Genomic DNA, 25,540 nt, shown 5'->3' with positions numbered 1-25,540 from the left:
GAACCGCCCACATTTAAATATTGGCTGACCCCGAGGTATGGAGAAGCGTCATGGCATATAGCGAAAAAGTAATAGATCACTACGAAAACCCACGTAATGTTGGTGTTTTGGATAAAAATGCAGAAAATGTCGGTACAGGTATGGTCGGTGCACCAGCCTGTGGTGATGTGATGCGTTTGCAAATTCAGGTCGATGATAATGGCGTGATTGAAGAAGCACGTTTTAAAACATATGGCTGTGGTTCTGCAATTGCGTCAAGTTCATTGGTCACAGAGTGGCTAAAAGGCAAAACACTGGATGAAGCACAATCCATCAAGAATATTGATATTGCACAAGAGCTGGCATTACCGCCAGTAAAAGTGCACTGCTCTGTTCTGGCAGAAGACGCAATCAAAGCTGCGATTGAAGACTATCGTAACAAGAAAGTTAAACAAGGTGCTTAAGCACTTGATTGGCAACTGTTAAGGAGAATTTGATGATTCATTTAACGCAAAGTGCTGCACAACATGTTGCTAATTTTATTGCCAATCGTGGTAAAGGCGAAGGCATCCGTTTAGGCATTAAAACTTCCGGATGTTCTGGTCTAGCTTATGTACTGGAATTTGTTGATGAAGTCGATCCACACGATGAAATCTTCGAAAACCATGGTGTTAAGGTATTTGTTGATCCCAAAAGTCTGGTTTATCTTGATGGTCTTGAGATGGACTATGTCAAAAATGGTTTGAATGAAGGCTTTGAATTTAGCAATCCAAATCAAAAAGGCGAATGTGGTTGCGGTGAATCTTTCACGGTATAATCACAAACCAACATCCTGACAAAGCCAATAAATTCTCGTGTTTTTGTTGGCTTTTCTTTCATTTATCTATCTGTAGCTGGTTATGACTTATTTTGAACTGTTTGACCTCGACCCAAATTTAGACATTGATTTTGATTTATTAAAAGCAAATTTTTTGGCTTTACAGCAAAAATTTCATCCAGATAATAATCAAGACAATATTGAACAGGCAGTTAAACAATCAAGCGAAGTCAATCAGGCTTTTGATACCTTAAAGCATATTGATAGTCGAGCAGCCTATTTACTCAAACTTAAAAAACAGGATTTTGGACTGGAACAGTCCATTCATGATTTTGAGTTTTTACAATCGGCTCTTGAATTACGTGAACAACTGGAAGACGCCACGAGCTCCCCTCAATTACAGCTGCTACGTCAGGAAATTGAACAGTGGGTTGCCAGTCTGATTCGAGAATTCAAAATCGATTTTAATGCACAGGACTGGAGTGAAGCACGGGATACTGTACGAAAATTACGTTTCTTCCGCCACGTCCTGGCCGATATTGATAAAGCTGAAGACAAATTGTTTAACGATGAACAATTTGACGATTTTGATGATCATGATTTTGAGTGATCGCTGAATAATCGCCTCTCATCTTTAAGACGGAATTCTTTATGGCTTTATTGCAAATTGCCGAACCCGGACAATCAAGCAGTCCACACGAACATCGTGTTGGGATTGGGATTGATCTAGGCACAACAAACTCTTTGGTCGCAAGTGTACGTTCATCCACACCGATCATTTTAAAAGATGAACATCAGCATAGTCTGTTACCTTCTATTGTACATTATGGCGAACAAGACACATTTGTAGGTAATCCTGCAAAAGCATTGATTAGCTTGGACCCAAGCAATACCATCGTTTCAGTCAAACGTTTTATGGGGCGTTCCAAAGCTGATATTCGTTTTCAGCATCCGTACCAATTACAAGGTACCGATCAGGAAATGCCCAGTTTTATAACCAGACAAGGCAGTAAAACACCGGTTGAAATTTCTGCACAAATTCTATCAACATTAAAACAACGTGCAGAAAGTTCCCTTGGCCACGAGATTACCGGTGCTGTTATTACTGTACCGGCCTATTTTGATGAAGCCCAGCGCCAGGCAACACGTGATGCAGCCCAACTCATCGGCCTAAATGTACTGCGTTTACTGAATGAGCCGACTGCTGCGGCAATTGCGTATGGCCTTGATCAAAACAGCCAAATTGCTGAAGACCAAAATTTTGCCATTTACGATTTGGGCGGCGGAACATTTGATATTTCAATTCTGCGCTTTAGTAAAGGTGTATTTGAAGTATTGGCAACTGGTGGACACACTGCCCTTGGTGGTGACGATATTGACCGTCTGATTGTCAAATACCTGAAACAGCAATTTTCTCTGGGGACACTTGCTAATCAGCAACATGCAGAATTGATTCAGATTGCCAAGGCTGCCAAAGAGCAACTGACGACTGAAACTAGTGTTGATATTCAGTTTCATGATGCGCATACCACGTTGAATCAAACCCAGTTACAAGACATCATTCAGCCTGTGACGGAACGTACTTTACAGGTTTGTCAAAGAGTATTGCGTGATGCAAAGCTTAAAGCCGAGCAAATTAATTCGGTGATTTTAGTGGGTGGTTCAACCCGCACATTAGCCATTCAGGATGCGGTACGCAATTATTTTCATCAAGAACCATTATGCAGTATCAATCCAGATGAAGTTGTTGCACTCGGTGCGGCCATTACAGCCAACCAGTTGGTCGGTAACAGTCAAGATGGCACACTATTGCTGGATGTCACACCGTTATCACTTGGGCTAGAAACCATGGGTGGACTGGTTGAGCGGATTATTCCACGTAATACGTCTATTCCAGTTTCTCGTCGTCAGGAATTTACCACCTATCAGGATGGCCAAACTGCCATGTTGATTCATGTAGTTCAGGGTGAACGTGATTTAGTTGAACATTGCCGTACCTTGGCAAAATTCGAATTACGTGGTATTCCACCCATGACCGCCGGCGCAGCACGCATAGAAGTGACTTTTCAGGTGGATGCCGATGGTTTACTGAATGTTTCTGCGCTGGAAACCACCTCCAATGTGCAGGCTAAGATAACCATCAAGCCTTCTTATGGCCTGTCAGAAAAAGATACCGAGCGGTTGTTATTGGAAGGTTTTAAGTTTGCCGAACAAGACAAAAAAGATCGTCAGTTACAAGAAACCAAAGTCGAGGCACAGCGTGAAATTGAAGCACTAAAACAGGCGCTTGCTGTCGATCAGCATCTCTTAAGTGCAGAAGAGGCTGAACGTTTACAGAGTACATTGAAGATATTAGAGCATACCTTGCAGGATCAGGACATCGATAAAATTGAGCAAGCTGTAGAAAATCTGAAAATCTATAGTGATTTATTTGCAGCAATGCGTATGAATCGCCATATTGATCATGCGTTAAAAGGTACTCGTGTAGAAGATTGGGCCGCCAATCAACAAGACAAGGATAAATAAGCCATGCCACGTATTAAAGTTTTACCTCATCCTGAAATCTGCCCAAATGGTGCAGAGTTTGAAGTTGAGAAAAAGGCCAATCTTTGCCAGAGCTTATTGGATCATGGGATTAAAATTGAGCATGCTTGCGATATGTCTTGTGCCTGTACAACCTGCCATGTGGTAGTGCGTAAAGGCTTTTATGAGCTTGATGAAATGAGCGATATAGAAGCGGATTTATTAGACCGGGCATGGGGACTTGAAGCAGAATCACGCTTGTCTTGTCAGGTTGAAATTGAAGATGAAGATCTGGAAATCGAGATTCCCAAATATACCATCAATCATGCCTCTGAAAAGCATTAAACGATTATAAAAAAATGTATATTTAATCGATGAGGATAAAACTGGATTACGATTTGGTTTTATCAACTTTATGATCATCATTCGGCAGATGTACAATACTTCTCTCGCTTAGTACCACTACCCCATCATCATCGGTTCTTTTTTGTTGTAATTTTAAACGTTCGATGGTTTGTTCCATTGCATTAATCAGTTGTGGATATTCATATATGGTGGTTTTGTCTAGATTTAACAGTAGATTAAATCCCTTATATTCATAATCATACCAACGTTGATACTTGTCAACTGCTTCATTATAACGTTCAACCACCTGCCAAGACCGAACAAATTCGGTAATACCTTTGAGCTTCATCGGTTGATTTTTAATACATAAAAATTGTTCCTTGACCAAATTAAAGGTTTCTTCGGAAATTAAAATCTGATCCACTTCAGCTGCGGTTTGCAAACGAGATGCTAAATTGGCGTCTCGCCCTACAATGGTATAGGACATCCGATGAATAGTACCATAATTACCCACGTGGCAATATCCCGTTGCAATACCCATACGGATATGCAGTGAAGCATAGCCCATTTTAATCCAACGTTCACGCAAAATACGCATTTGTTGACGCATGGCAACCGCCATATCCAGACAGGCCACCGCATCTTCTTTTACACCACGGCTATTTGGATCACCAAAGAAAATAAGCATGCCATCGCCCATAAACTTATCGATGGTACCCCCATAATTTTTGGCAATTTCGGTCATGTGCTTAAGATAATCATTTAATAAAAAAGCCAGATCATCTGGAATTAATTTTTCGGATAAATCTGTAAATCCTTGAATATCTGAAAAGAAAACTGTCAACTTACGTCGTTTATATTCAACCTTAGCCTCGAGCTCACCTCGCATAATCGATTGCCAGAGCTGCATAGGCGCATAACGTGCCAGTTGATTATTTAACTTGAGATAACGATTAGTTTCTTCTATATAATATTGTTTTTCTTGATTTAATAAATAGGATTGTCTGGTTTGGTAATACATGCCCATAAAAATAAACAGCATAAAGGCAAAAATAGAAAGTACATTCAGCTCTCGGCTGCTTTGCTCTAAATAAGGCTGAAAACCGAACACAAGAAAAGATGAAAGATAAAACAGCAATAAACTAACAATCGGGGAAATGGTCAAAACTAGCTTGTTGATACGTCCAAATACTGCTGCAAAAATCAGTGCCCCAACAATGGTTAATGTTGGAATAAGCAGTGCATGTATTGCCGCAATATACAAAGTCACCAGTGCCACATCAAAAAGAAATTGGACATTTCTGCGGACAGTTTTACCAAAGTGATATTCTACTTTTCTTAAAACCAGCGACTCATACAACAAAACAATGATGACAAACGGAATTAATAATAAATATTTTAATTCAACGTTTATTTCGGTAATACTACTAACAAATAAAATCAGGCTTAAAATGGTATAGCCGACAATCCGTAATATTCGGCTAAAATGATGGGAATCAAAGACATTCTGCATCATTGCCATCGTTTAAATTCCCACGCTTAGGGAAGTTAATCCATACGCCAATCAAAAGGCATATCTCCCTGACCACGCAAAGCGAGCATCAAGGTTTGGCGCATATGATTTAAAACTTCATTGGTATAAGGTGTCGCAGGTGTTCCCCATACTGGTTTTGGCCAAGCGACATCATTTTGATAACGTACCACATGATGAAAATGTAATTGTGGCACAATATTGCCAAGCGCAGCGACATTCATTTTATCGGCACGAAAAACACGGGAAAGTTGACTGGATAACCAGCTTGATTCACGTAAAAATTGTTCCTGATCCGCCTGACTTAATTCATATAATTCACTTACACCAGGCACACGGGGAATCAGAATGAGCCATGGAAATTGCATATCATTCATCAGACGACATGTACACAACGGAAAATCACCTACAAAAAAAGTGTCTTGGGCGAGTTGAGGATGCAAAGTAAACATATCTATTAAATGAAGCAGTTATTACGATGCAGCAATACTATCATAGCTATGCGATAGATATTAAGTTTTTCGACAAATATTTACTTAAGTAGCCATTCCATATCCAATCCCCCAATATTCAGCAAAATCAATGTAAGGCTTGCAATAAACCATCGAGTAATTGCTGTACAAATGCCAGTCTTTTTTCTGATTCTTCCAGATTTACTGTCACTTTTAGACGCTGTCCACCTTGCATACGATAATGGGTCGGATTTTTCTGCATCAATTGAATAATCGTCATGGCTTGTACTGGCGTATCGGGCAAAAAGTCGATGTTACCGCCACCTTTAGCGATATCGATCTTGGCAATACCCAGTGTTTCCGCTTTTAAACGAATGTGATGAACAGCAAATAAATCCTTAACCGCTTGCGGTAAAATTCCAAAACGATCAATTAATTCAACGCGGATATGATCCAGTTTTTCGGCATTGGCTGCATTACTGATGCGCTTATAAAATAACAAACGTTGATGTACATCACCCAAATAATCATCGGGAATCAAGGCAGGCAAATGCAGATTAATATCTGCGGTTAAATTCAATGGCGCATCAAAGTTTGGTGATTTGCCTTTTTGAATGGCTTTGGTGGCTTTTTCCAGCATTTCCATATACAGGCTATAACCAATCGCCTGCATACTGCCGCTTTGCTGCTCACCCAATAAATCCCCTGCACCACGAATTTCTAGATCTTCGGTGGCAAGTACAAAACCTGCACCCAGCGTATTGGCGCGCTGAATCGCATCTAAGCGTTTTTCTGCATCACCTTTAAGATGTTTAATCGATGGTACGAGTAAATAGGCATAGGCCTGATGATGAGAACGACCAACACGACCACGCAACTGATGCAGTTGTGCCAGACCTAGTTTATCCGCACGTTCAATAATAATGGTATTGGCATTCGGCACATCAATCCCAGTTTCAATGATGGTGGAACAGACCAGCACATTATATTGTTTGTGATAAAACTGCTGCATTACATGTTCCAGCTCTTTTTCACGCATTTGACCATGTGCCACGGCAACCCGTGCTTCGGGCAATAAAACCCGTAAATTTTCTGCGGTGCGTTCGATAGTTTCGACTTCGTTATGCAGGAAATACACCTGCCCACCACGTAATAACTCACGGAGTACCGCCTCTTTAATGGTGGCATCAGTATCCTCCATTACGAAGGTTTTTACCGCCAAGCGTCGTGCTGGTGGCGTGGCAATAATGGAAAGATCCCGCATCCCTGAAAATGCCATATTCAAGGTCCGTGGGATTGGTGTTGCGGTTAAAGTCAGCATATCGACATTGGCACGTAATGCTTTAATCCGCTCTTTGTCACGCACACCAAAACGATGTTCCTCATCGACAATCATCAAGCCTAAATCTTTAAACTGTACCGATTCCTGCAAAATTTTGTGCGTACCAATTACGATATCGACTTTTCCCTCAGCAATATCTTCAATGATTTTTTGATGGGTCTTATTGGTTCCAAAACGAGATAGAACTTCGATACGAATCGGTGTATCAGCAAAACGATCCTTAAAGGATTCATAGTGTTGCTGTGCCAACAAGGTGGTCGGCACCAGTACAGCCACCTGTTTGCCATTTTGTGCTGCTACAAATGCCGCACGCATTGCCACTTCGGTTTTACCAAAACCGACATCACCACAGACCAAACGATCCATCGGACGTGCCTGCTGCATATCATGTAAGGTTGCAATAATGGCATTTTGTTGATCGACAGTTTCCTCATAGATAAAACCACTGACAAACTGATGATAGGCAACCTCATCCACGACAAAAGCAAAGCCCGGTTTGGCCTGACGACGGGCATGGATATGCAATAATTCTGCTGCCACATCATGGATTTGTTCCAGTGCCTTGCGTTTGGCTTTATTCCATTGGTCGGTCCCCAGTTTATGTAAAGGTGCTAGATCCGGATCACCACCACTAAAACGACTAATTAAATGCAGATTGGTGACAGGTACATAGACCTTGGCATCATCGGCATAATTGAGTTGTAAAAACTCATGGGTTTGATCATCAATATCCAGCGTTACCAAGCCGGCATAACGCCCGACCCCATAATCAATATGTACCACTGGTGCACCGATCGACAGCTCAGTCAAACTTCTGACCAGAAATTCTTCCGATACTTCTTTCTGATGCTTACGACGACGCTGAATTACCCGTTGTTCATATAATTGATTTTCAGTAATGATGGTCAACTGGTTGGGCAACTGCAAACCACGTTCCAGCGGTGCATCAGTGATCGCCAGATTTAACTTATCCTGAATAAACTGCTGAAAACCTGTCACAACAGGCAATTTATTTAGTTTTAATGACTCTTTTAGCGTTTCACGTCGTCCAGCACTTTCAGCCACAATCAATGTCGGCTGTTTTTGCTGGGCAATAAAATGTTTTAGGCTTGCAAAGGGGTCTTCATTTTTATGATCAACACTTAATTTTGGCGGTTCCAAGCCGGATAGATTGACTGCACCAGCCCGATCTGATGCGCTGTCATTGCCAACAATTAAACGTGCATATTGATTTAAACGCTGGGAAATTTGCACCGGTGGCACAAACAATTGCTCCGGTGGCACAATCGGCTGATCAATATCATGGCGACGATCATGATAACGTCGTTCGACTTCCTGCCAGAAATGATCAACATCCTGCTCCAAATGCTGTTCAGTGACGATTAATGCATCGAGTGGAATATAATCCAAAAATAGACTTTGTTGTAATTGTTCACGCTCAAAAAACAGCGGGAAATAATATTCCAGTCCCGGGCTGGCCAGACCATCCATCACATCCTGATATAAAGGATTACGTTTTGGGTTGGCATTGGGAAAGATCTCGGCATAACGATTACGAAAAGTACTGCGTCCATCTTTTAATGGAAATTCTTTGGCAGGCAAAATCGTAAAATTCTCGACTTTTTCTGTGGTACGCTGGGTTTCCGGATCGAAATAACGCAGGCTTTCCACCTCATCATCGAACAAATCAATTCGTACCGGAAATTCCTGACCCGAGGCAAAAATATCCATCAAGCTGCCTCGTACCGCAAACTCACCATGTTCATAGACGGTATCAACCAGATGGTAACCTGCTGCGATCAATTGCTCCCGTTTTCGCTCTATATCAAATTTTTCACCTTGTTTGATATCAAAATGCTGTCCAAACAACCAGCCAGGTGGCACAACTCGCTGCGCCAACGTGGTCGCTGATAGTAAAACAATTCCGGTCTTGGGAATATTGGTCAGTAAACTCAACCGTTCGGAAATAATATCCTGATGCGGTGATAATCGGTCATATGGCAGCGTTTCCCAGTCCGGAAAAACCTGTGGTTTAACACCGTAAAACTCCAGTTCACTTTCCAACTGCCCCAGATGCTGATTATTTCTTGCGACCATCACCATCAGACGTTTTTCTTGCTGGGCAATTTCGCTCAGCAATAAACTACCAATCGATCCCTGAATTTGTCCGACCCAGCGACGTTCGCCTTTTTTTAACTGTTTTAGATTTAACGTTGAGATGTTGGATTGCAAGAAAGACATCATGTTTGAGAAGGTCGTAGATAAAGATGAATGAGGCTGTAATGCTACCACTTAATCCTCAGACAAAAAAGGCAGCTAAAGCTGCCTTATTATGTATTAAAATTTATACGCGAATGACAAGGTATATGTTCTTGGATCCCCATACGTATTTGCCCATGTATTTAAACGATATTTCTCGTCCGTCACATTGGCAATATTTAGCCCGAGATTTACATTTTGGTTAACTTCATAACGTGCCATGAGATCTACCAAGGTAAAACCTTTTTGTCTGTATGCCTCATAATTTACACCAGTAGTGCTGCGGTCATAAAACTCACTTTGCCAATTAAGGCCAGCTCCAACTGTCAATTTGTTATCTAAAACAGGAAGTTTATACGTTGAAAATAATTTAACTTGCTGTTTTGGAATATCTGTATTGATGCGTGTTCCAGTATTATCTTTTGTTTCTGCTTGTGTATAACCTGCTTGAATATTCCAGCCTGGTAAAACTTCTCCCGCAAGTTCAATTTCAAAACCCTTGGTTTCAGCCCCTTTTACCCCACGGTGATAAGAAGTTCCTACTGTTGTCCAACCATTTAGAACAGCCGCATCATCAGCCGAATATTTCCCGGCCACTTCAGCGACATTATCCATTTTTGCTTGAAAATATGCTGCACTAATATTCAACCGATTATCATAAAATGAAGATTTTAAGCCAGCCTCATAGTTATTCCCTTCTTGAGGATCAAGCACTTTATATGAATAATCACGATTGGTTTGTGGCAAAAAGATATTGGTATAACTTGCATAAGCTGTCAAATATGGCGTGATATCAAATGTTAATCCTGCATATGGTGTTAATTCATTTGATTCATCAACATGTGAGTTAGATACAGTATTTCTTATGGTATTTGTAGAATGTGTTTTTAAATCGTAATTTGAAACACGGCCACCAACGATAATATGTAATGGATCGACAGGATTTAAACGTGTTGCAAGGTAAAACCCGCTTTGTTCATAATCTTTATTGCTTACACCTGTAGCTACGGTTGCCGAAGCTGGTTGAGCAATTGTACCATTCCATGTGTTTAAATCAATTACGCCACTCGCACTGTACCCTGCATACGCATTATTATTACTTTTTAAGTTTTGATAACTTGCTCCCAGCATAAGCTCATGTTCACGGCCAAACAAGTGGTAAGGTCCATTGACTGAAACATCAAGACTATGTTCTTCAGGATTGAAATCATTTTGTGAAGCAGCCAGTGAAGCTGTCATATCTGTATAATTGACCTGAGCAACACCAATAACACCATACAGTGATTCAATATCCTGTTTGGTGTAATTATAATTTGCCTGAATTTTCCATCGATTTGCAAATTCATGTGTTAATTGCGCAAAAAGATTTAATGTGTCAACTTGGCTATAAGCCCAACGTGCACTGGCATTAAATTCCCGATCAAATGGCATAATCTTACCATCCGCGCCATACATATCCAAACCATGTATGCCTTGACCATCCAGACGTGAACGGCTCAACATGGCACCTATAGCCAACGAACTTCGGTCTGATAGATCCGCATCAACAACACCGTATAATAGAGCATTGGATTGATCACCCCAATCTCGCCAAGAATCACTTTGACCATAAGCCGCAACGACACGACCACGGACATCGCCAGATTGTGTTAAGGCTCGCTGTACATCAAATTCTGAGCGTATGGCATTATTTGAACCACCACTTACGCGCACTGTACCAGTTGGACTAACACTAGTCGCATGTTTTCGGTTTAAACCTACGCTTGCACTAGGATATCCTGCACCGTTGGTCAACCCAGCAGCCCCTTTAATTACAGCTACATTTTCATAAACACTAGGGTCTAAATTACTTAGTGATGAACCATTCTTTCCGCTGGTCGCAGGCGATGTCATAACACCATCAACTTGATAATTAAGAATTTGATTTCCTCTGGCATAATAAAGAGTATATTCCCCACCATTACCGATAGCACCTTGTGCGCCAAAACGACGTACATATACTCCAGGAGTTTTTTCCAAAACTTCTTCTACAGTATTTAAATCTTGATCTTCTATCTGTTGTTGGGTAATCACTGTTACTGATTGTGGTGTATCTTTAAGACTCAAATTTAATTTTGTCGCGGCATTACTCTCTTTTACAGTATAAGTATTTTCTTCTTCTGCCTGTACTTCAATCGTAGGCAATTGCTGGACATTATCTGCTGCAAAAATGGTGACACTACATACAGCGGTTAAAGAAAACATTGAGACTTTAATTGCTGTAGCAAGGGGAGATTGATACATCATGAATTTTACCTTAAACACTTAGTAAACTTTAATGATAATTATTATCTTTCTTAAAAGCATAGCAAGTCAACACATTTTTTTACATTTTATTACAATTTGTAAGAGTGTATTATAAATTAACTGTTAATTTTAGAATTTCTAATTTATGTTATTAAATTAAAATATTTTTTAATTGTATCAATATTATATTCCAAAAACTAGAAGGCAGCCGAAGCTGCCTATCGATTTAAGTTCTTAAAATTTAGAAATCAAATGTTACGCCTAGCTTATAATTACGACCTGCACCAACCGTGGTAAAGCCACTGGTGAACACACCATCCCAATACTTTTTGTCAGCAACGTTATCGACATTGACACGGAAAGTTGTATTTACACCGCCAAGTTTAGTCGTATATTTTGCACCTAAATCAACCAAAGTATAATCAGGTAACTTAAGCGTATTGTCCGCAGTTAAATATTGTTCATCGACATAGGTAGCAAACGCATTTACGCTTAACCCTTCAACAAATGGGATTTGATAATCTACACCCACACCTGCTGTGAACTCAGGTGTACCTTCAATGGTTTTACCTGAAAGATTCACACCACTTGAAATCGCTTTTGTATATTCGGTATCAATGTATGCCAAGTTACCGTAAACAATCAAGTCGTTAGTGACTTTACCTGAAAAACCGTATTCAACTCCTTTTGATTCAGTCTTCGCACCATCGGTTGTGATTTGGGTAATTTTTGCATCATTTGAATCACGGTAGGTTGAATCCGTCAGCGTACTTGGCTTTTTAATTTGATAAAGCGCTAAAGTGTGTAACCAACGATCGCCTTGATATTTAGCACCAATTTCATACTGCTTACTTTCAAACGGTGCAAATGTCTTATTGTAATTTGCATCAGTCGCTACGCTTACAGTTGCACCCCTCACTAGGCCTTCAACATAGCTGGCATAGAATGAGGTTTCTTCACCAAAAGGTTTCACAATGATGGCTGCACTTGGAGATAACTTATCATCTTTCAATTTAATATTGGTTGTCAGTGATTTTAAATCCATGTCTTGATAACGTACACCTAAAATAAACTGTAGCTTATCGTCCAACATAGAAATCTGGTCACTTAGACTATAGCTGACATACACATCATCCGCAGTTGGAACAATCTCTGGCCATGTATTTGGCATATGTCCTTCACTGCTTGGATCATAGATATTGGTTGGGAAGTAAACTTCTGCTGCACCTCGCCCTTTATGTTGGCTGTATTTGCGTTTTAGATAATCAGCACGGAATGCCAAAGTGTGGGAAATATCACCCGTGAAAATTTGACCTTCTAGGCCCGCATTAAACGTGGTGTTATGCTCTTTTGAACCAACTCTATAATATTGTGCCAAGGCGTCCCCATTCGCACCAATTAGAGGCTTAGTATTACCTAGACATTGAGTAGCACTCACACAATAATTGGCAGGTAAATCCCGTACAACCATACGTGTCCCAAATAAATGTCCACGGTATTCACGTTCATTGAACCCAGCACCAGCAAATGCTTTTAAATTAGGTAGAAGTTTATATTCACCCGATAAACCCACATAGTTGGCACTTTGCATGCCTTCTAAATGTGGGAAATAATTCAGCTTACCATCTGGCGCGGGTAAAACACGCTTCAAGGTTGAAAAAGAGATCATCGCCGGTGAGCCACCATCACGACTGTCACGTGTGGTGTAGGCATCGAAGTTGATTTTGGCTTGATCGGTCGTATAGTCCAGCGCCAATACGGCCGCGGTATTTTTATCTTCTAAACCTTCAACAATATGTTCGCCTTGTCCATAGGTCGCACTGAGACGTGCGCCAAACTCCTGATTTTCACCAAAACGACGAGCTACATCAAAACCGGATTTGTAATAACCACCATCCTCATACATGGCTGAGACTTGGGTCAAATCTCGATCAGCACGTTTGGTGGTTGCCATCACTACACCACCAATACTACCGCCTGGGGCCATACCAGCAATCAATGCATTCGGTCCTTTTAGTACACTGGCAGAGCTCAAAATATCAGTTGGAGTCCGGCCACTTGGTGACATACCATAAGAACCATTGATGTTGGCATCTTCCCACGTCACAGCAAAACCACGAATCATAAAGTTTTCGTTTAAATGACCACTGTTCGTGGTGGTACGAATACTTGGATCATTTTTAAGAATGCCTGCAATCGAATCTGCCTGCTTATCTTTAATTGCTTGTTCTGTATAAGATTGAATACTAAAGGGCGTATCCAATACTGCTTTCTCGCCAAGAATACCTAAGGTCGCATCTTTTTTAAGTTTGCCCGTCGCATCTGTTTCCTGTGAATCAGCTTTTACAACAATTACTGGGAGTTGCTGTACATTATCTTCAGCAAAAATAGCAGGACTCAGTGTGGCAGCTAAAGAAAATAAAGAGATATTAACTGCTATAGCAAGTGGGGATTGATAAGCCATGAATTTCACCATGATGCCTTAGGATAATTTTAATGAGAACTATTATCTTCTATTGAGAAAACTTTAGTCAACACATTTTTTTACATTCTCTTACAATTTATAAGTCAATATATATGATAGCTAGCTTTGTTTAGTAATTCTAATCTTGATGCTATACATATCGGTTGTACTACATAGGATTTTCATTAAGATTATCTTCTGTTTTTCTAACGAGATTTTGCTAAAATGTTCAACCCACTTTTTTAAATTCTTGCAACATAATGACCCAAGCCTATCAGCAACAACTTGACGATAAAACACAGCGTATCCAAGCACAATTTGCTGAGTTTGATATTCCACCTTTAGAAGTATTTGCTTCACCTGAACAACATTTTCGTATGCGTGCAGAATTTCGTATCTGGCATAGCGAAGATGACATGTTTTATGCCATGTTTGAACGTAGCGAAGATGGTAAAAATAAAACTGTGGTTCGCATTGATGAATTTCCGATTGCAGATCAATCCATTAATGATTTAATGCCAAAATTATTACAGGCCATTAAAAATATTCCGGTATTAGCCAAACGTTTATTTGAAATTGATTTTCTTGCGACTTTAAGCGGTGAGATGCTGGTTTCCCTGATTTATCATCGGAAACTGGATCAAGAGTGGCAAGACCACGCCCTACAATTACAGCAAGATCTGAATATTAAAATTATTGGTCGCAGTCGTGGACAAAAAATTGTTCTTGCTGATGAATTTGTGATAGAAAAATTAACTGTGGGCGAACGTCAGTATATTTATAAACAAATTGAAAATGGTTTTACCCAGCCAAATGCCAAAGTCTGTGAAAAAATGCTGTCGTGGGCATGTGAGGTTGCACAAGGAACTTCCGGTGACTTGCTGGAACTGTATTGTGGCATTGGTAATTTTACCCTGCCCCTTTCGCATTATTTTAAAAAAGTTTTTGCCACAGAAATCGCCAAAAGTTCGGTACATGCTGCGGAATGGAATATGCAGCAAAATCAAATTGATAATATACAGATTGCAAGACTTTCTGCAGAGGAATTTACCGAAGCTTATCAAGGTAAACGTGAATTTCGTCGTTTAAAAGAACAAAATATTGATTTACAACAATATCAATTTGATACTGTGTTTGTCGATCCACCGCGTGCGGGCATTGATGATGATACCTTAAAATTGATTGCCCAATTTCAACGAATTATCTATATTTCCTGTAATCCCGATACCCTGCATGACAATCTCAAGACCTTAACCCAAACGCATCAGATTAAACGCTTTGCCCTATTTGACCAGTTTCCTTACACACATCATGTAGAATCAGGTATATTATTAGAGCGAATTTAATTATTGCTGTATTTAATGTAATTATAAATAAATAGTATGCATTAAAATTAACCATAGTTTATGGTTGATTTTAAGGTGTGGCAAAATTTAGACACCTAAACGTATATTTTCTGCAATGACTTTTAGGTGTAACAATTTAATCTTAAGATCACTGAAAGACTTTTATGAGTATATGTCGATGGAAATTAGTATTAAAAATTTAAATCAGTTGATAGATGAAGCCTTAAAATCTGGGAAAAAACCAGAAAAGCTCCTGATTGGGTATAAAGCGTATGCCGAGTTGATGGACAATCCAAAATTTGCAGATGAAATTATGAATTCAGCAATGACACCCACCAAACGTAAATACAAGAAAATTAAAATCAAAGTCACAACAGATGAATACCAACTCGAAGTTAAAAGTTAAAATAACAATTTTATTTGAAATGGTGCAGTTACCATCTCAAATTCACAAGGTTAGGTACTTAATCCTAGCGAATTTTATGAGCTTAATGTGATGTTATATTTTGATCAGTTAAATGAATCAATTAAAGAAGTTGAAAAATTAAAAAAGCCAGAAAAACTACTGATTGGTTATCGCATGTATTATGAATTGATGCAGGAACGTAAATTTTTTGAAGAAGTCGTCGGCTCTTCAATGAATCCTAATAAACGAAAATATAAACAGATTAAAATCAAGATCACGCAGGATGAGTATCAATTACTGGTGATCTAACTTATTTTTAATATACTACGCCAGCTTAAAATCAATTATCTATCTAATAACAACTTTCCCCCCAAATAAGGGAGGAAGGTCATTTATCTTTTAACTCATTAACCATTAAATGGATGACGCAAGATAATCGTTTCTGCGCGATCTGGACCTGTAGAAACAATATCAATCGGACATTCAATCAATTGTTCAATGCGTTTTACATAAGCAAGCGCATTTTCTGGCAATTGCTGAATATCAGTTAAACCCACTGTAGATTCAGACCAGCCCGGTAATGTTTCGTATATTGGCTTCAAATGTTCAAATGAAAATGCATCCGACGAACCGACACAACCGGAATCTGTATTTTCATAACCCACACAGATTTTTACTTCTTCCAGTCCATCAAGAACATCTAGTTTGGTCAAACAGATACCAGATAACGAATTTACTTCGACTGAACGACGTAAAATCTCTGCATCAAACCAGCCACAGCGACGTTGACGACCTGTTGACGCACCAAACTCACGACCAACTGTACCCAGATGACGACCAATTGCATCACCTGTATCGGTTGCAGCATCATACACCAGCTCAGTTGGGAATGGGCCACTACCCACGCGTGTTGTATAGGCTTTGGTAATTCCGAGGACATAATCCAGATGTAATGGTCCCAGACCAGAACCAGAACTTACACCACCTGCTGTGGTATTTGAACTGGTCACAAATGGATACGTACCATGATCGACATCAAGCAATGAGCCTTGTGCACCTTCAAACATGATCGGTTTACCTGCTTTGCGGTAATCATGCAAAGTTTCAGTCACATCAATCACCAGTGGGGTAATGACTTTACGCCATTCATCACATAAAGCAATAACATCTTCAACTTTAACCGCTTCAACACCATAGTACTGCGTTAACTGAAAATTATGGTATTCAAGTAAGTCTTCAATTTGTTTTTTCAGCGCATCGCCACCACGTACCAGATCTGCAACACGGATAGCACGACGAGCGACTTTATCCTCATAAGCAGGACCAATACCGCGACCAGTCGTACCAATCTTGGCATTACCACGTTTTTTCTCACGTGCCTGATCAAGCGCAATATGGTTTGGCAAAATCAGTGGACAATTGGGCGAAATACGAAGACGTTCTTTTACAGGCACACCTTCCTGTTCAAGAATTGCCATTTCCTTAATCAAGGCTTCTGGAGAAAGCACCACGCCATTACCGATCAGGCACAATACATTATCACGCAAAATACCCGATGGAATGAGGTGTAATACAGTTTTCTTGCCACCCACAACGAGCGTATGTCCAGCATTATGACCACCTTGATAACGTACCACAGCAGCCGCTTGGTCAGTGAGCAGGTCGACGATTTTACCTTTACCTTCGTCGCCCCATTGGGTACCAAGTACCACAACATTTTTGCCCATAATTGCCTCATTACATCTTTTAGAAAATTTAATTTAAAGAAGTTGCTATTGGAGTTTTTCCCTTGACCACTTTTAAAATCAGATATCATTTAAGAGCAGAAAATTTATAGACAACTTCCTCCGCTTTAAATCGTTTGAACTTGCCAGCTCTGATTTGTATTCACAAGCTGATGTGTCGCTTGTGGCACTGAATCAAGCTGATCCTGTCCCAATAATTGTATAACGTGATGCCCTTGCTGACGTAAATTCGCAATTACATCCTGTAAATTCTGTTCACGTCCACTTGGTGCCACAATTAACTCCACCTGAGCAAACTGATTGGCCACCAGACGATATAAATCACAACTAAAACCGGTTGCTGCACGGGCACGGCCGAAATGTTCGCCAATGCCATCATAACGACCGCCTTGTGCCAATGGCATAGCATGATTCGGTGCATATACAGCAAACATCAAGCCAGTATGATAATGATAACTACGCAGCTCGACCACATCGACACCGACACATACCTGCGGCCATCGAGATTTAATTTGCTCGATTGCAGTTTGTAAACTAGTCAATGCCTGATGAAAACTTGCATGATTCAGAATATCCTGAGATAAATGCTGTGCCAACGCATCGAGATCACCGGATAGACGACCTAATTCGTAGAAGTCTGAACCATAATTTAAACTTGCAGTAAAATCTTTTAATTCCGGCAGTGCTTTACGCTGATAAAGTTCAGAAAGTTCAAGTTCCTGGTCTTTATTTAATCCAGCCACTTCAACCAGACTTCGGAATAAACCGACATGTCCAAGATCCAAATGCAGCCCTTGCTGATAACCGGCAACATTCAGCACACCCAGCATGATATCGATCATTTCCAGATCGGCATCCAAGCCATCGTGACCAAATAATTCTGCACCTAACTGTAAGGGCGCACGAGAAGCGGTTAAACCTTGCGGCTTGGTATGTAAAATCGTTCCTGCATAGCAATAACGGGCAACGCCTGAAACCGGACGAACATGCGCATCAATACGTGCAACCTGTGGTGTCATATCGGCACGAACACCCAGTAACCGCCCGGAAATCTGATCAATAATCTTAAAAGTCACCAAATCCAGATCGTGATTGAGTGCACTTAAAGAAGATAAAGATTCCAAATATTCAATAAATGGCGTATAGACCAGCTGATAACCACGCTGTGCAAGGAAATCTAATGCTTGACGACGTAAACGTTCAATTACCTGAGCTTGTTCGGGTAGAACATCTGCTACACCATCAGGTAACAACCATGTCTCTGAAATGGGCATGTGGTAAAACCTAAATTAAATCAATACCGAAGAATCGGTCGCATAAAAAAATCGGGCAATACCCGAATTGCAGCCTATATTATCACGATCTCAAACTCGATGCACCTTTACAAACTCATTCATCAGATAAATTTTACTTAGGAGCTGGTTGTTTATTCTTGACATAATTGAATAAATAAAAAGTCGGGGCAATGTTGCACAAAAAAAGCCTGTTTGGGTGTAGGAATATTGCCTTCGGTGACTGTACCTAAGCGTAGTCGAATGACATTGGGAAGATCTTTTCGATAGGAATACAAAGGACTGCCACAATGTAGACAAAATACCCGTGCCTTGTTTTCTGTATAGAAAAATTCTTTTAATGCCAACTTACCTTGTTCAATGCCAAATTTTTGTTGGTCGATTGGGCTATTAAATGCAAATAAAGAACCTTGTGCTTTTTGACAGTCCAGACAATGACAAATGATTGTTTCTACGATGGGCGCATTGTAAGAATATTTGACTTCGCCACATAAACATTGACCTCTGATCATCTTTCTTCTCCTTGAGAAAGTTTAAATTTTCAATTGTCTGGCATCCTGCATTTGTTTTAAACGCCCTTCTATTTGTGCCTTTAATGCTTCATTGTTTTTCTCTTTACTCAAACGCTGCGCATGTAATAGGCTTTTAATCGCCTCTTCTTCCTGACCATTCCAGAATTGAACTTCTGCACGGTAACGCAACACATTGATCGCACGCACCGGACTGTCCACTCGAAGATCTTCTGCCCGTTGCAACAGTTGCCATACACTAGTGTCCATCGGAAAACGGCTGGATAAGGTGGTTAGAATCTTATTGGCATCATTTGGTTGTTTATTCAAGATATAGATTTCCGCAAGTTTTAATGCCACTGCCCGATTTTCAGGCGCAATACGATATAAGGGTAATATTGTCTGTAAGGCCTGCTCATACTGTCCTTGCGCCATATACCAATCCGACCAAGTCAGACTATATAAAGTTTTTTGAATGGCTGTCGGTTGAATCGTATCCAGTATATCCTTAGCATTCTGATATTGAGAATGTTGTATATAGTAACTCGCCAATGCCAAAGCCGCCGAGGAATTGCGCAGTGCAAGCGACTTTAGCTGATTAAGATTGGCATAACCACCCAATACAGCAGTACGCCATCGAATCAATTCAAACTTTTGTTGTTTCTCAAGGCTATTGTTCGTCTTAATATTATATTGACGTGCTCTTAAACGTGCCTCACTCATTCGTTCGGTGGTCAATGGATGGGTTAACCAGAAATCCGGCAAATAACTTAATTGTGTCGATGAGCGTTGCATCAGTTCAAAAAAATCTGCCATGCTTTCCGGATTATAACCAGCAATCGCCATATATTGCATACCGACACGATCCGCTTCGCGTTCCTGATTACGACTATAAGAGAGTTGTTTATCCAGCATGGCAGCCTGTGTACCCAACATGACTGCTGCACCGGCATCAGACGATTGGGATGCGACCGCAATACCTGCCAATAAACCAGCTAAAGCTAAAAGTCCCTGTCCTTTAAAGGCTTCCTGACTGCGACTGTAATGACGTTGTGTAACATGTGCAATTTCATGTGCCATAACACCCGCAATTTCATCGATATTATGTGATGAAGTAATAGTGCCGGCGTTAATTGCAAATAAACCACCAGGCACGGCAAACGCATTAATTTGTTGATCACGTACCACAACCAATGCAATAGGCTTACCCATATTGGTTTGGCTATAAATACTGGCAAAAATTTGATTTATTTCATCTTCGAGCCAAGCATCCTGAATTTCTGGTAATTGCTGGCGCACCTGACGCAATACTTTTTCACCAATTTGTTTTTCTTGCTGGCGACTAATTAAACCCACCTGACTACCCAAATCGGGAATATCCAGATATTGATTTTTTCCCATAGTCATACTGCTCCAGTCCATATCACCATGTGACCAGGCAATTGAACTAAAGGCCAAATTTGCAGCACAAACTGTCGATAAAAAGAGCGTTTTCAATGTCGGATAAAATTAGAAAATGATGACTACTTATTATCAGAGCGCATCACTTTTCTCAATATAGAAATGTAACCCAGTTTAAAATATTAGATTTAAAATCAGAGACAAAACTGGCCTAAAACCAGCTTTTATGACCTTTTAATGCTTCATCAGCACATTGCAAGACTGTTTGAGTTAACCACCACAAACGATAATCACCAGTAATGTTGCCGGATTTAAAATTATGAATATAGGAAAAACTTAAATTACGTGTAGGATCACACCATGCGCCAGAACCATTATAGCCAATATGACCAAAAGCAGTTGGCACACGCTTACCCAAGGTAAATACCCGATGATAACCCAAGCGCCAATGCATCGGTATCGGCATCACTTTATCTCGAGCATAAGTCTGAATGCTGCTGAGTTCTTCAAATATTTCAGGACGAATCAATTGCTGACCATTCCAGTGCCCTTTATTGGCAAGCATGGCATACATCTTCGCCAAACTATTTGCAGTGAATACTCCATTGGCAGACGGAATAATCGCTTGTAATGCTTCATCACTATAGAAATCAAATTTACCCATACTGCGCGGCACCAGTGCATCATCAGCATCATAAGGATTGATACCGCTTAGGCTAATGACTCGCTCGGTAAAACTTAAAGGCCTGCGTCCTTCAGCTGTTAAAGGTTTACGTGGTTTCTGGATTTGTGCTTGATCTTCCTTGATCTTTTTAAAGGGTTTGGCCACACGCTCAAGCTGATCTTCGGGCACACCAAAATATGCACCATCAAGCGCTAAAGGTTCAACCAGATAGGTCTGCAATAATTCTGCCAGTGGTTTTTGCATAATTTTTTCCAGCGTACCACCGACAAGCCAGCCAAAACTTAAAGCTTGATAGGCTGTCGCAGTTGCAGGCGCAAAACGTGGTGTCGCCTGCTCATATGCCTGTAACATGCCTTGCCAGTCCAGCATTTGCGCAGCACTGGAAATCGTATGTCGAATATCATACAAGCCACTTTGATGGCTAAGTACATGTCTTAAGGTAATTTTTGCCTTATCATTTTGGGCAAATTCCGGCCAATAGTGTGCAATCGGCACATCATAATCCAGCAAATCCTGACTGGCTAAAATATGCGTTAAAGTTGCCAATATTGCTTTGCCGGTTGAATAGCTCAAGGCCATATGTCGCTGATCCCAAGCCTCTTCCGGTTTGGCTTCTCCGGTATAAAGTTCGGCAACCTGCTGCCCCTGAAAATAAACACTAATGGCAGCGCCGCCCAATGTGGTTTCTGGCTGTATCTGACTTAAAACTTGTGCAACAGGCTGAAACTGTTCATCACATTGCCCACGGTAATTGTCTTTTTTCCCCTGGGTAATTTTCTTGATGATTTTCAAACCTTGCATGATCTAGTCCTTGATAAAGATAAATGTATCGCATACTTTGTATTCTAAAGTGAAAATAGCAACACTCAATTGCGAAAATGCCCGATTTTTAATGAAATTTTTGGAGATCAAAAATAATCAAGAAAGTCAGTCAAAAATTCTATATGACCTTTTATTTATTTATTTTTCCCCTTATAATTTAAAAACTTAGATTTAAAAATTCAGCCTTAGACTTTCATCATATTTATTCACAACGTGTTTTTTATTAAAGTCTCAATTAAGACAACTCGGAAAAAAGGAATGAGAAAATGACATCAAATGATAGTATTGACAAAACTGCGGGGCATATAAAAGAGTTGATTGATCAACTTTTTGACATCGAATCGGAAATTAACCAGAAAAAAGGCATTCCGGAATCTTTAGGTGTATCGCTCTGGAATGAATATACCGATGTGAGAAAATATGTCTGGCTTGATGGCGATCATGTGGTCATTATTGGCCGATCCAGCACATTTTACCGAATCTTTCTTGATCAGCTCGGACAACGCACTTGTATCTATCATTTATCGGAAATTGATGATGATAATTTCAAATTACAGGTGCTACGTTCAGGTTCATGGATTGAGCGTTTTGAGCAATATGTCAAAAATCTTCAAGTCCGTCTGGACAATATGAATATTGATCCGACCACGGCAAATAATGCATTCAAACCAATTGATTTTTAATATTAAAGTGTAATACAAAAGCCAGATTTTTTAATCTGGCTTTTTTAGGTCAGGCTAAATTGAATATATGATGAATTCTCATATACTCGATGTTTAAAGTGCTTTTAACTCGCCATTCAGATGCGGTTTATGATTTTTCGCATTACGCAATAGAAAATCTGTTGTTGTATCGACTTGTGCGGTTAAAAACTCAACCTGCGAAGGTAAAAAGATTGGAAGTTTAAACACGACATCTGCTTCATAGGCTGCTGGTAAAGGTGACAGTGCGGCCAATGCCCTTGCTTTACTCCACATACCATGGGCTATCGCCTGTTTAAATCCAAAAGCTTTGGCAGTCAATGCATGAATATGAATCAGGTTAAAATCACCAGAAATCAGGGCGTAGCGACGACCGGTATTTTCTGCCAGTGTCCAAGTATCCTGAAGTTGATAATCCACGACAGGATCATTTTTCGTCTTTTCAGTAGAAACTTTTTTATCGACCTTTTGTCTGGAAAGATAAGTGGTTAAACCTTCAAATACCACTTCATTACCGATTTTTGCGCTAATGATAAAGTCAAATTGTAAACCCTTGTCATGTGGCTGCAATTCGCCGAATTTACATGCAAGTTGAATAGTCTCAGCGGCCTGAATTACACGATACTGTTTGATTTTATTACGGATATGAACTAATCCAAGCAATACAAAAGGAAAAGGTTCACTGGTCATCATATGCATTTGTAAACTTTGTGCCAATACAGCCAGATACATCGCAGGCACAGTACCATCATTTTTAAACTGGCAAATTCGATTATATTTGCTCAGATGCTGAACATTAATCTCAAGTTGATCCACCACATATTCCACCCGTGGCAAAACTTTTTCAGTAGTTTTTGCTTTCTGAATTAAACTCTGAATAACCTTTGGATATACTGTATAAGCCTTAGGCAATGCACTAAAATGACGAGTTCTCATCTATTGTTGAACCTCTTGTGATTAAAAAAGAGGGGGATTACACCACCCTCTTGAATAATTTGATATTTGAATTAGCCTTTGTTTAAGCGCCAAGCAGGCTCTGACCGCAAACCCGTACCACATTGCCATTTAAGCCGGTAGAGGCAGTAGAGGCAAAATATGCAATAGTTTCTGCCACATCAACGGGTAAACCACCTTGGCTCATGGAATTCATACGACGGCCTGCTTCACGAATTGCAAAAGGAATCGCAGCAGTCATTTGAGTTTCAATAAACCCAGGTGCAACGGCATTAATGGTAATTCCGTTTTTCAGGGTTGGTGCTGTAAATTTCACCAGCCCGATAACACCTGCTTTGGATACTGCATAATTGGTTTGACCCAGATTACCTGCAATGCCACTGATGGATGATACACAAATAATACGGCCGTTTTCATTTAAGCCGGCATTATTTAGTAAGTAATCATTAACACGTTCGTTGGCTGCAAGATTGATATTGATCACCAAGTCCCACAATTCGGGTTTCATGTTTGCCAATGTCTTGTCACGTGTAACCCCGGCATTATGCACAATAATATCCAGTCCACCTTGAGTCGCAGCTGCAGCCTTGATTTTCTCACCGGCATCATTTGCTGTAATATCCAATGTGAGAACAGAACCACCAATTTGATTTGCAACACGCTCAAGATCGGCCTGTTGTTGAGGAACATCAAGACAAATCACATGTGCACCATCTCGTGCCAAGACATGTGCAATCGCCTCACCAATACCGCGACTGGCACCTGTCACCACAGCAGTTTTCCCCGCCAATGGCTGTGCCCAATCAACTTCGATTGTTGTTGCATTGGAAACACGAATCACCTGACCAGACACATAGGCAGATCGTGGAGACAACAAAAACCGTAAGGTCGATTCAATATTATCCTGTGCATCCTGATCGACATAGACCAACTCCGCGGCAATACCCTTTTTAAACTCTTTACCGACAGATTTCACAAAACCTTCGAGCGCTCGCTGTGCAATCGCAGCAGCAACACTACTGGCAGTTTCCGGTGAAGTACCGATCACAATGACCCGACCTGATGTCTGGATCTGACGCGCAACCGGATGAAAAAAGTCATACAGTGCTTTTAATTGCTCGGCATTTTCAATACCTGATGCATCAAACACCAATGCTTTAAATTTGGACGCTGTATCACCCTGATTAAAAGCACGAAGATTCAAGCCAACCGAAGCGGCTGCTTGTTGCAGCGCCGTATTATTGCCTGCATACACATCTGCATGAATATTGCTTAGCACTTGACTAATGGAAGCAGTCAAGCGGCTATTTGGTGCAGCGCCAAATAAGACTGCGCCTTGAATCACAGGTTGACCTACCTGAAAACGGTCCAGCTCAATCGGTGACGGCAAACCTAGATTTTTAATGACAAATTTACCGATAGGTGATTTTGCAAATGTTTGATACTGATCAGTCATGACAATTTCTCTTTTTTTGAAGCCAGAAACAATATACTTATCTTCAACTGAAATCTTTTAGCCGAAGCTTTGAAAAATATTCAATCCTTACACTCTGGACACAGAAGAACTTAATTACTCTTGTATGATACTTGAGTCTAAAATCTTAAGACTTGACCTGATTGCCTTATTCTGTGTCACTCTAGTCAATACGAGTATATCCAGTTTGTGCTAATGTTGTCTGTA

21 protein-coding genes are annotated in these 25,540 nt (G+C 40.3%); 9 read left to right on the top strand and 12 right to left on the bottom strand.

Going from position 1 to position 25,540, the window contains the following annotated elements; translation table 11 throughout:
• Window positions 1–50: 50 nt before the first annotated feature.
• The 5 genes from iscU to fdx all read left to right on the top strand — a co-directional run bounded on the left by iscU (window position 51) and on the right by fdx (window position 3,664).
• Window positions 51–443 carry a Fe-S cluster assembly scaffold IscU gene (iscU, locus tag CRO21_RS12210; protein WP_097079592.1) on the top strand — a complete coding sequence of 131 codons (393 nt, stop codon included), beginning with the start codon at window positions 51–53 and terminating at the stop codon, window positions 441–443.
• 32 nt (window positions 444–475) lie between these two features.
• The gene (gene iscA, locus CRO21_RS12205; RefSeq protein ID WP_097079591.1) at window positions 476–796 is read left to right on the top strand and encodes an iron-sulfur cluster assembly protein IscA; all 321 of its coding nucleotides are present in this window, start codon (window positions 476–478) and stop codon (window positions 794–796) included.
• A gap of 82 nt (window positions 797–878) precedes the next feature.
• Window positions 879–1,406, top strand: coding sequence for a Fe-S protein assembly co-chaperone HscB (hscB, locus tag CRO21_RS12200; RefSeq protein ID WP_097079590.1), 528 nt, complete (start codon window positions 879–881; stop codon window positions 1,404–1,406).
• A gap of 41 nt (window positions 1,407–1,447) precedes the next feature.
• Window positions 1,448–3,322, top strand: coding sequence for a Fe-S protein assembly chaperone HscA (gene hscA, locus CRO21_RS12195; RefSeq protein ID WP_097079589.1), 1,875 nt, complete (start codon window positions 1,448–1,450; stop codon window positions 3,320–3,322).
• Between the two features lie 3 nt (window positions 3,323–3,325).
• The gene (gene fdx, locus CRO21_RS12190) at window positions 3,326–3,664 is read left to right on the top strand and encodes an ISC system 2Fe-2S type ferredoxin (RefSeq protein WP_097079588.1); all 339 of its coding nucleotides are present in this window, start codon (window positions 3,326–3,328) and stop codon (window positions 3,662–3,664) included.
• Window positions 3,665–3,710: 46 nt separating this feature from the next.
• Here the strand turns inward: fdx and CRO21_RS12185 are convergent, their stop codons facing one another.
• From CRO21_RS12185 to CRO21_RS12165, 5 genes are all read right to left on the bottom strand, one after another.
• Window positions 3,711–5,186, bottom strand: coding sequence for an adenylate/guanylate cyclase domain-containing protein (locus CRO21_RS12185; protein WP_097079587.1), 1,476 nt, complete (start codon window positions 5,184–5,186; stop codon window positions 3,711–3,713).
• A 26-nt stretch (window positions 5,187–5,212) separates the two neighbouring features.
• Complete coding sequence (locus CRO21_RS12180) at window positions 5,213–5,647, bottom strand: HIT domain-containing protein (protein ID WP_097079586.1); 435 nt, start codon at window positions 5,645–5,647, stop codon at window positions 5,213–5,215.
• 127 nt (window positions 5,648–5,774) lie between these two features.
• Window positions 5,775–9,233, bottom strand: coding sequence for a transcription-repair coupling factor (mfd, locus tag CRO21_RS12175; protein WP_378234947.1), 3,459 nt, complete (start codon window positions 9,231–9,233; stop codon window positions 5,775–5,777).
• Window positions 9,234–9,326: 93 nt separating this feature from the next.
• Window positions 9,327–11,531 carry a TonB-dependent siderophore receptor gene (locus CRO21_RS12170; RefSeq protein ID WP_097079669.1) on the bottom strand — a complete coding sequence of 735 codons (2,205 nt, stop codon included), beginning with the start codon at window positions 11,529–11,531 and terminating at the stop codon, window positions 9,327–9,329.
• A 244-nt stretch (window positions 11,532–11,775) separates the two neighbouring features.
• Window positions 11,776–13,998, bottom strand: coding sequence for a TonB-dependent receptor (locus CRO21_RS12165; protein ID WP_228150436.1), 2,223 nt, complete (start codon window positions 13,996–13,998; stop codon window positions 11,776–11,778).
• 260 nt (window positions 13,999–14,258) lie between these two features.
• On the opposite strand from CRO21_RS12165, the gene trmA reads away from it, so the two are divergent.
• The 3 genes from trmA to CRO21_RS12150 all read left to right on the top strand — a co-directional run bounded on the left by trmA (window position 14,259) and on the right by CRO21_RS12150 (window position 16,059).
• A complete protein-coding gene (gene trmA / locus CRO21_RS12160) occupies window positions 14,259–15,344 on the top strand; it encodes a tRNA (uridine(54)-C5)-methyltransferase TrmA (RefSeq protein ID WP_097079584.1) in 1,086 nt (361 codons plus the stop codon).
• 178 nt (window positions 15,345–15,522) lie between these two features.
• Complete coding sequence (locus CRO21_RS12155) at window positions 15,523–15,750, top strand: hypothetical protein (protein WP_378234946.1); 228 nt, start codon at window positions 15,523–15,525, stop codon at window positions 15,748–15,750.
• A 90-nt stretch (window positions 15,751–15,840) separates the two neighbouring features.
• The gene (locus tag CRO21_RS12150; RefSeq protein ID WP_097079582.1) at window positions 15,841–16,059 is read left to right on the top strand and encodes a hypothetical protein; all 219 of its coding nucleotides are present in this window, start codon (window positions 15,841–15,843) and stop codon (window positions 16,057–16,059) included.
• A gap of 98 nt (window positions 16,060–16,157) precedes the next feature.
• Here CRO21_RS12150 and CRO21_RS12145 read toward each other — a convergent pair whose 3' ends face one another.
• The 5 genes from CRO21_RS12145 to CRO21_RS12125 form a co-directional block, all read right to left on the bottom strand.
• Window positions 16,158–17,477 carry an adenylosuccinate synthase gene (locus CRO21_RS12145; RefSeq protein ID WP_097079581.1) on the bottom strand — a complete coding sequence of 440 codons (1,320 nt, stop codon included), beginning with the start codon at window positions 17,475–17,477 and terminating at the stop codon, window positions 16,158–16,160.
• A gap of 125 nt (window positions 17,478–17,602) precedes the next feature.
• Window positions 17,603–18,769 carry an ATP phosphoribosyltransferase regulatory subunit gene (locus CRO21_RS12140; RefSeq protein WP_097079580.1) on the bottom strand — a complete coding sequence of 389 codons (1,167 nt, stop codon included), beginning with the start codon at window positions 18,767–18,769 and terminating at the stop codon, window positions 17,603–17,605.
• A 152-nt stretch (window positions 18,770–18,921) separates the two neighbouring features.
• Window positions 18,922–19,299, bottom strand: coding sequence for a GFA family protein (locus CRO21_RS12135; protein ID WP_097079579.1), 378 nt, complete (start codon window positions 19,297–19,299; stop codon window positions 18,922–18,924).
• Window positions 19,300–19,320: 21 nt separating this feature from the next.
• Complete coding sequence (locus CRO21_RS12130) at window positions 19,321–20,718, bottom strand: M48 family metalloprotease (RefSeq protein ID WP_097079667.1); 1,398 nt, start codon at window positions 20,716–20,718, stop codon at window positions 19,321–19,323.
• 190 nt (window positions 20,719–20,908) lie between these two features.
• Window positions 20,909–22,168 (bottom strand): serine hydrolase domain-containing protein, encoded by a 1,260-nt coding sequence (locus CRO21_RS12125; RefSeq protein WP_378234955.1) that lies wholly within the window; start codon window positions 22,166–22,168, stop codon window positions 20,909–20,911.
• A 302-nt stretch (window positions 22,169–22,470) separates the two neighbouring features.
• Here CRO21_RS12125 and CRO21_RS12120 point away from each other — a divergent pair, with 302 nt between their 5' ends.
• Window positions 22,471–22,887 (top strand): hypothetical protein, encoded by a 417-nt coding sequence (locus CRO21_RS12120; RefSeq protein ID WP_097079577.1) that lies wholly within the window; start codon window positions 22,471–22,473, stop codon window positions 22,885–22,887.
• A gap of 93 nt (window positions 22,888–22,980) precedes the next feature.
• On the opposite strand, the gene CRO21_RS12115 is transcribed toward CRO21_RS12120, so the two are convergent.
• Together CRO21_RS12115 and CRO21_RS12110 are read right to left on the bottom strand one after the other, a co-directional pair.
• Window positions 22,981–23,841 carry a MaoC family dehydratase gene (locus CRO21_RS12115; protein WP_097079576.1) on the bottom strand — a complete coding sequence of 287 codons (861 nt, stop codon included), beginning with the start codon at window positions 23,839–23,841 and terminating at the stop codon, window positions 22,981–22,983.
• Between the two features lie 82 nt (window positions 23,842–23,923).
• Entirely contained in the window at window positions 23,924–25,315 is a 1,392-nt protein-coding gene (locus CRO21_RS12110) for a 3-oxoacyl-ACP reductase (RefSeq protein ID WP_097079575.1), read from the bottom strand.
• Window positions 25,316–25,540 lie beyond the last annotated feature (225 nt).

It is taken from the genome of Acinetobacter puyangensis (assembly GCF_900096995.1).
GTDB classification, from domain to species: domain Bacteria; phylum Pseudomonadota; class Gammaproteobacteria; order Pseudomonadales; family Moraxellaceae; genus Acinetobacter; species Acinetobacter puyangensis.
The sequence above is the reverse complement of the archived record's forward strand: the minus strand, read 5'-3'. Positions and strand labels throughout refer to the sequence as shown.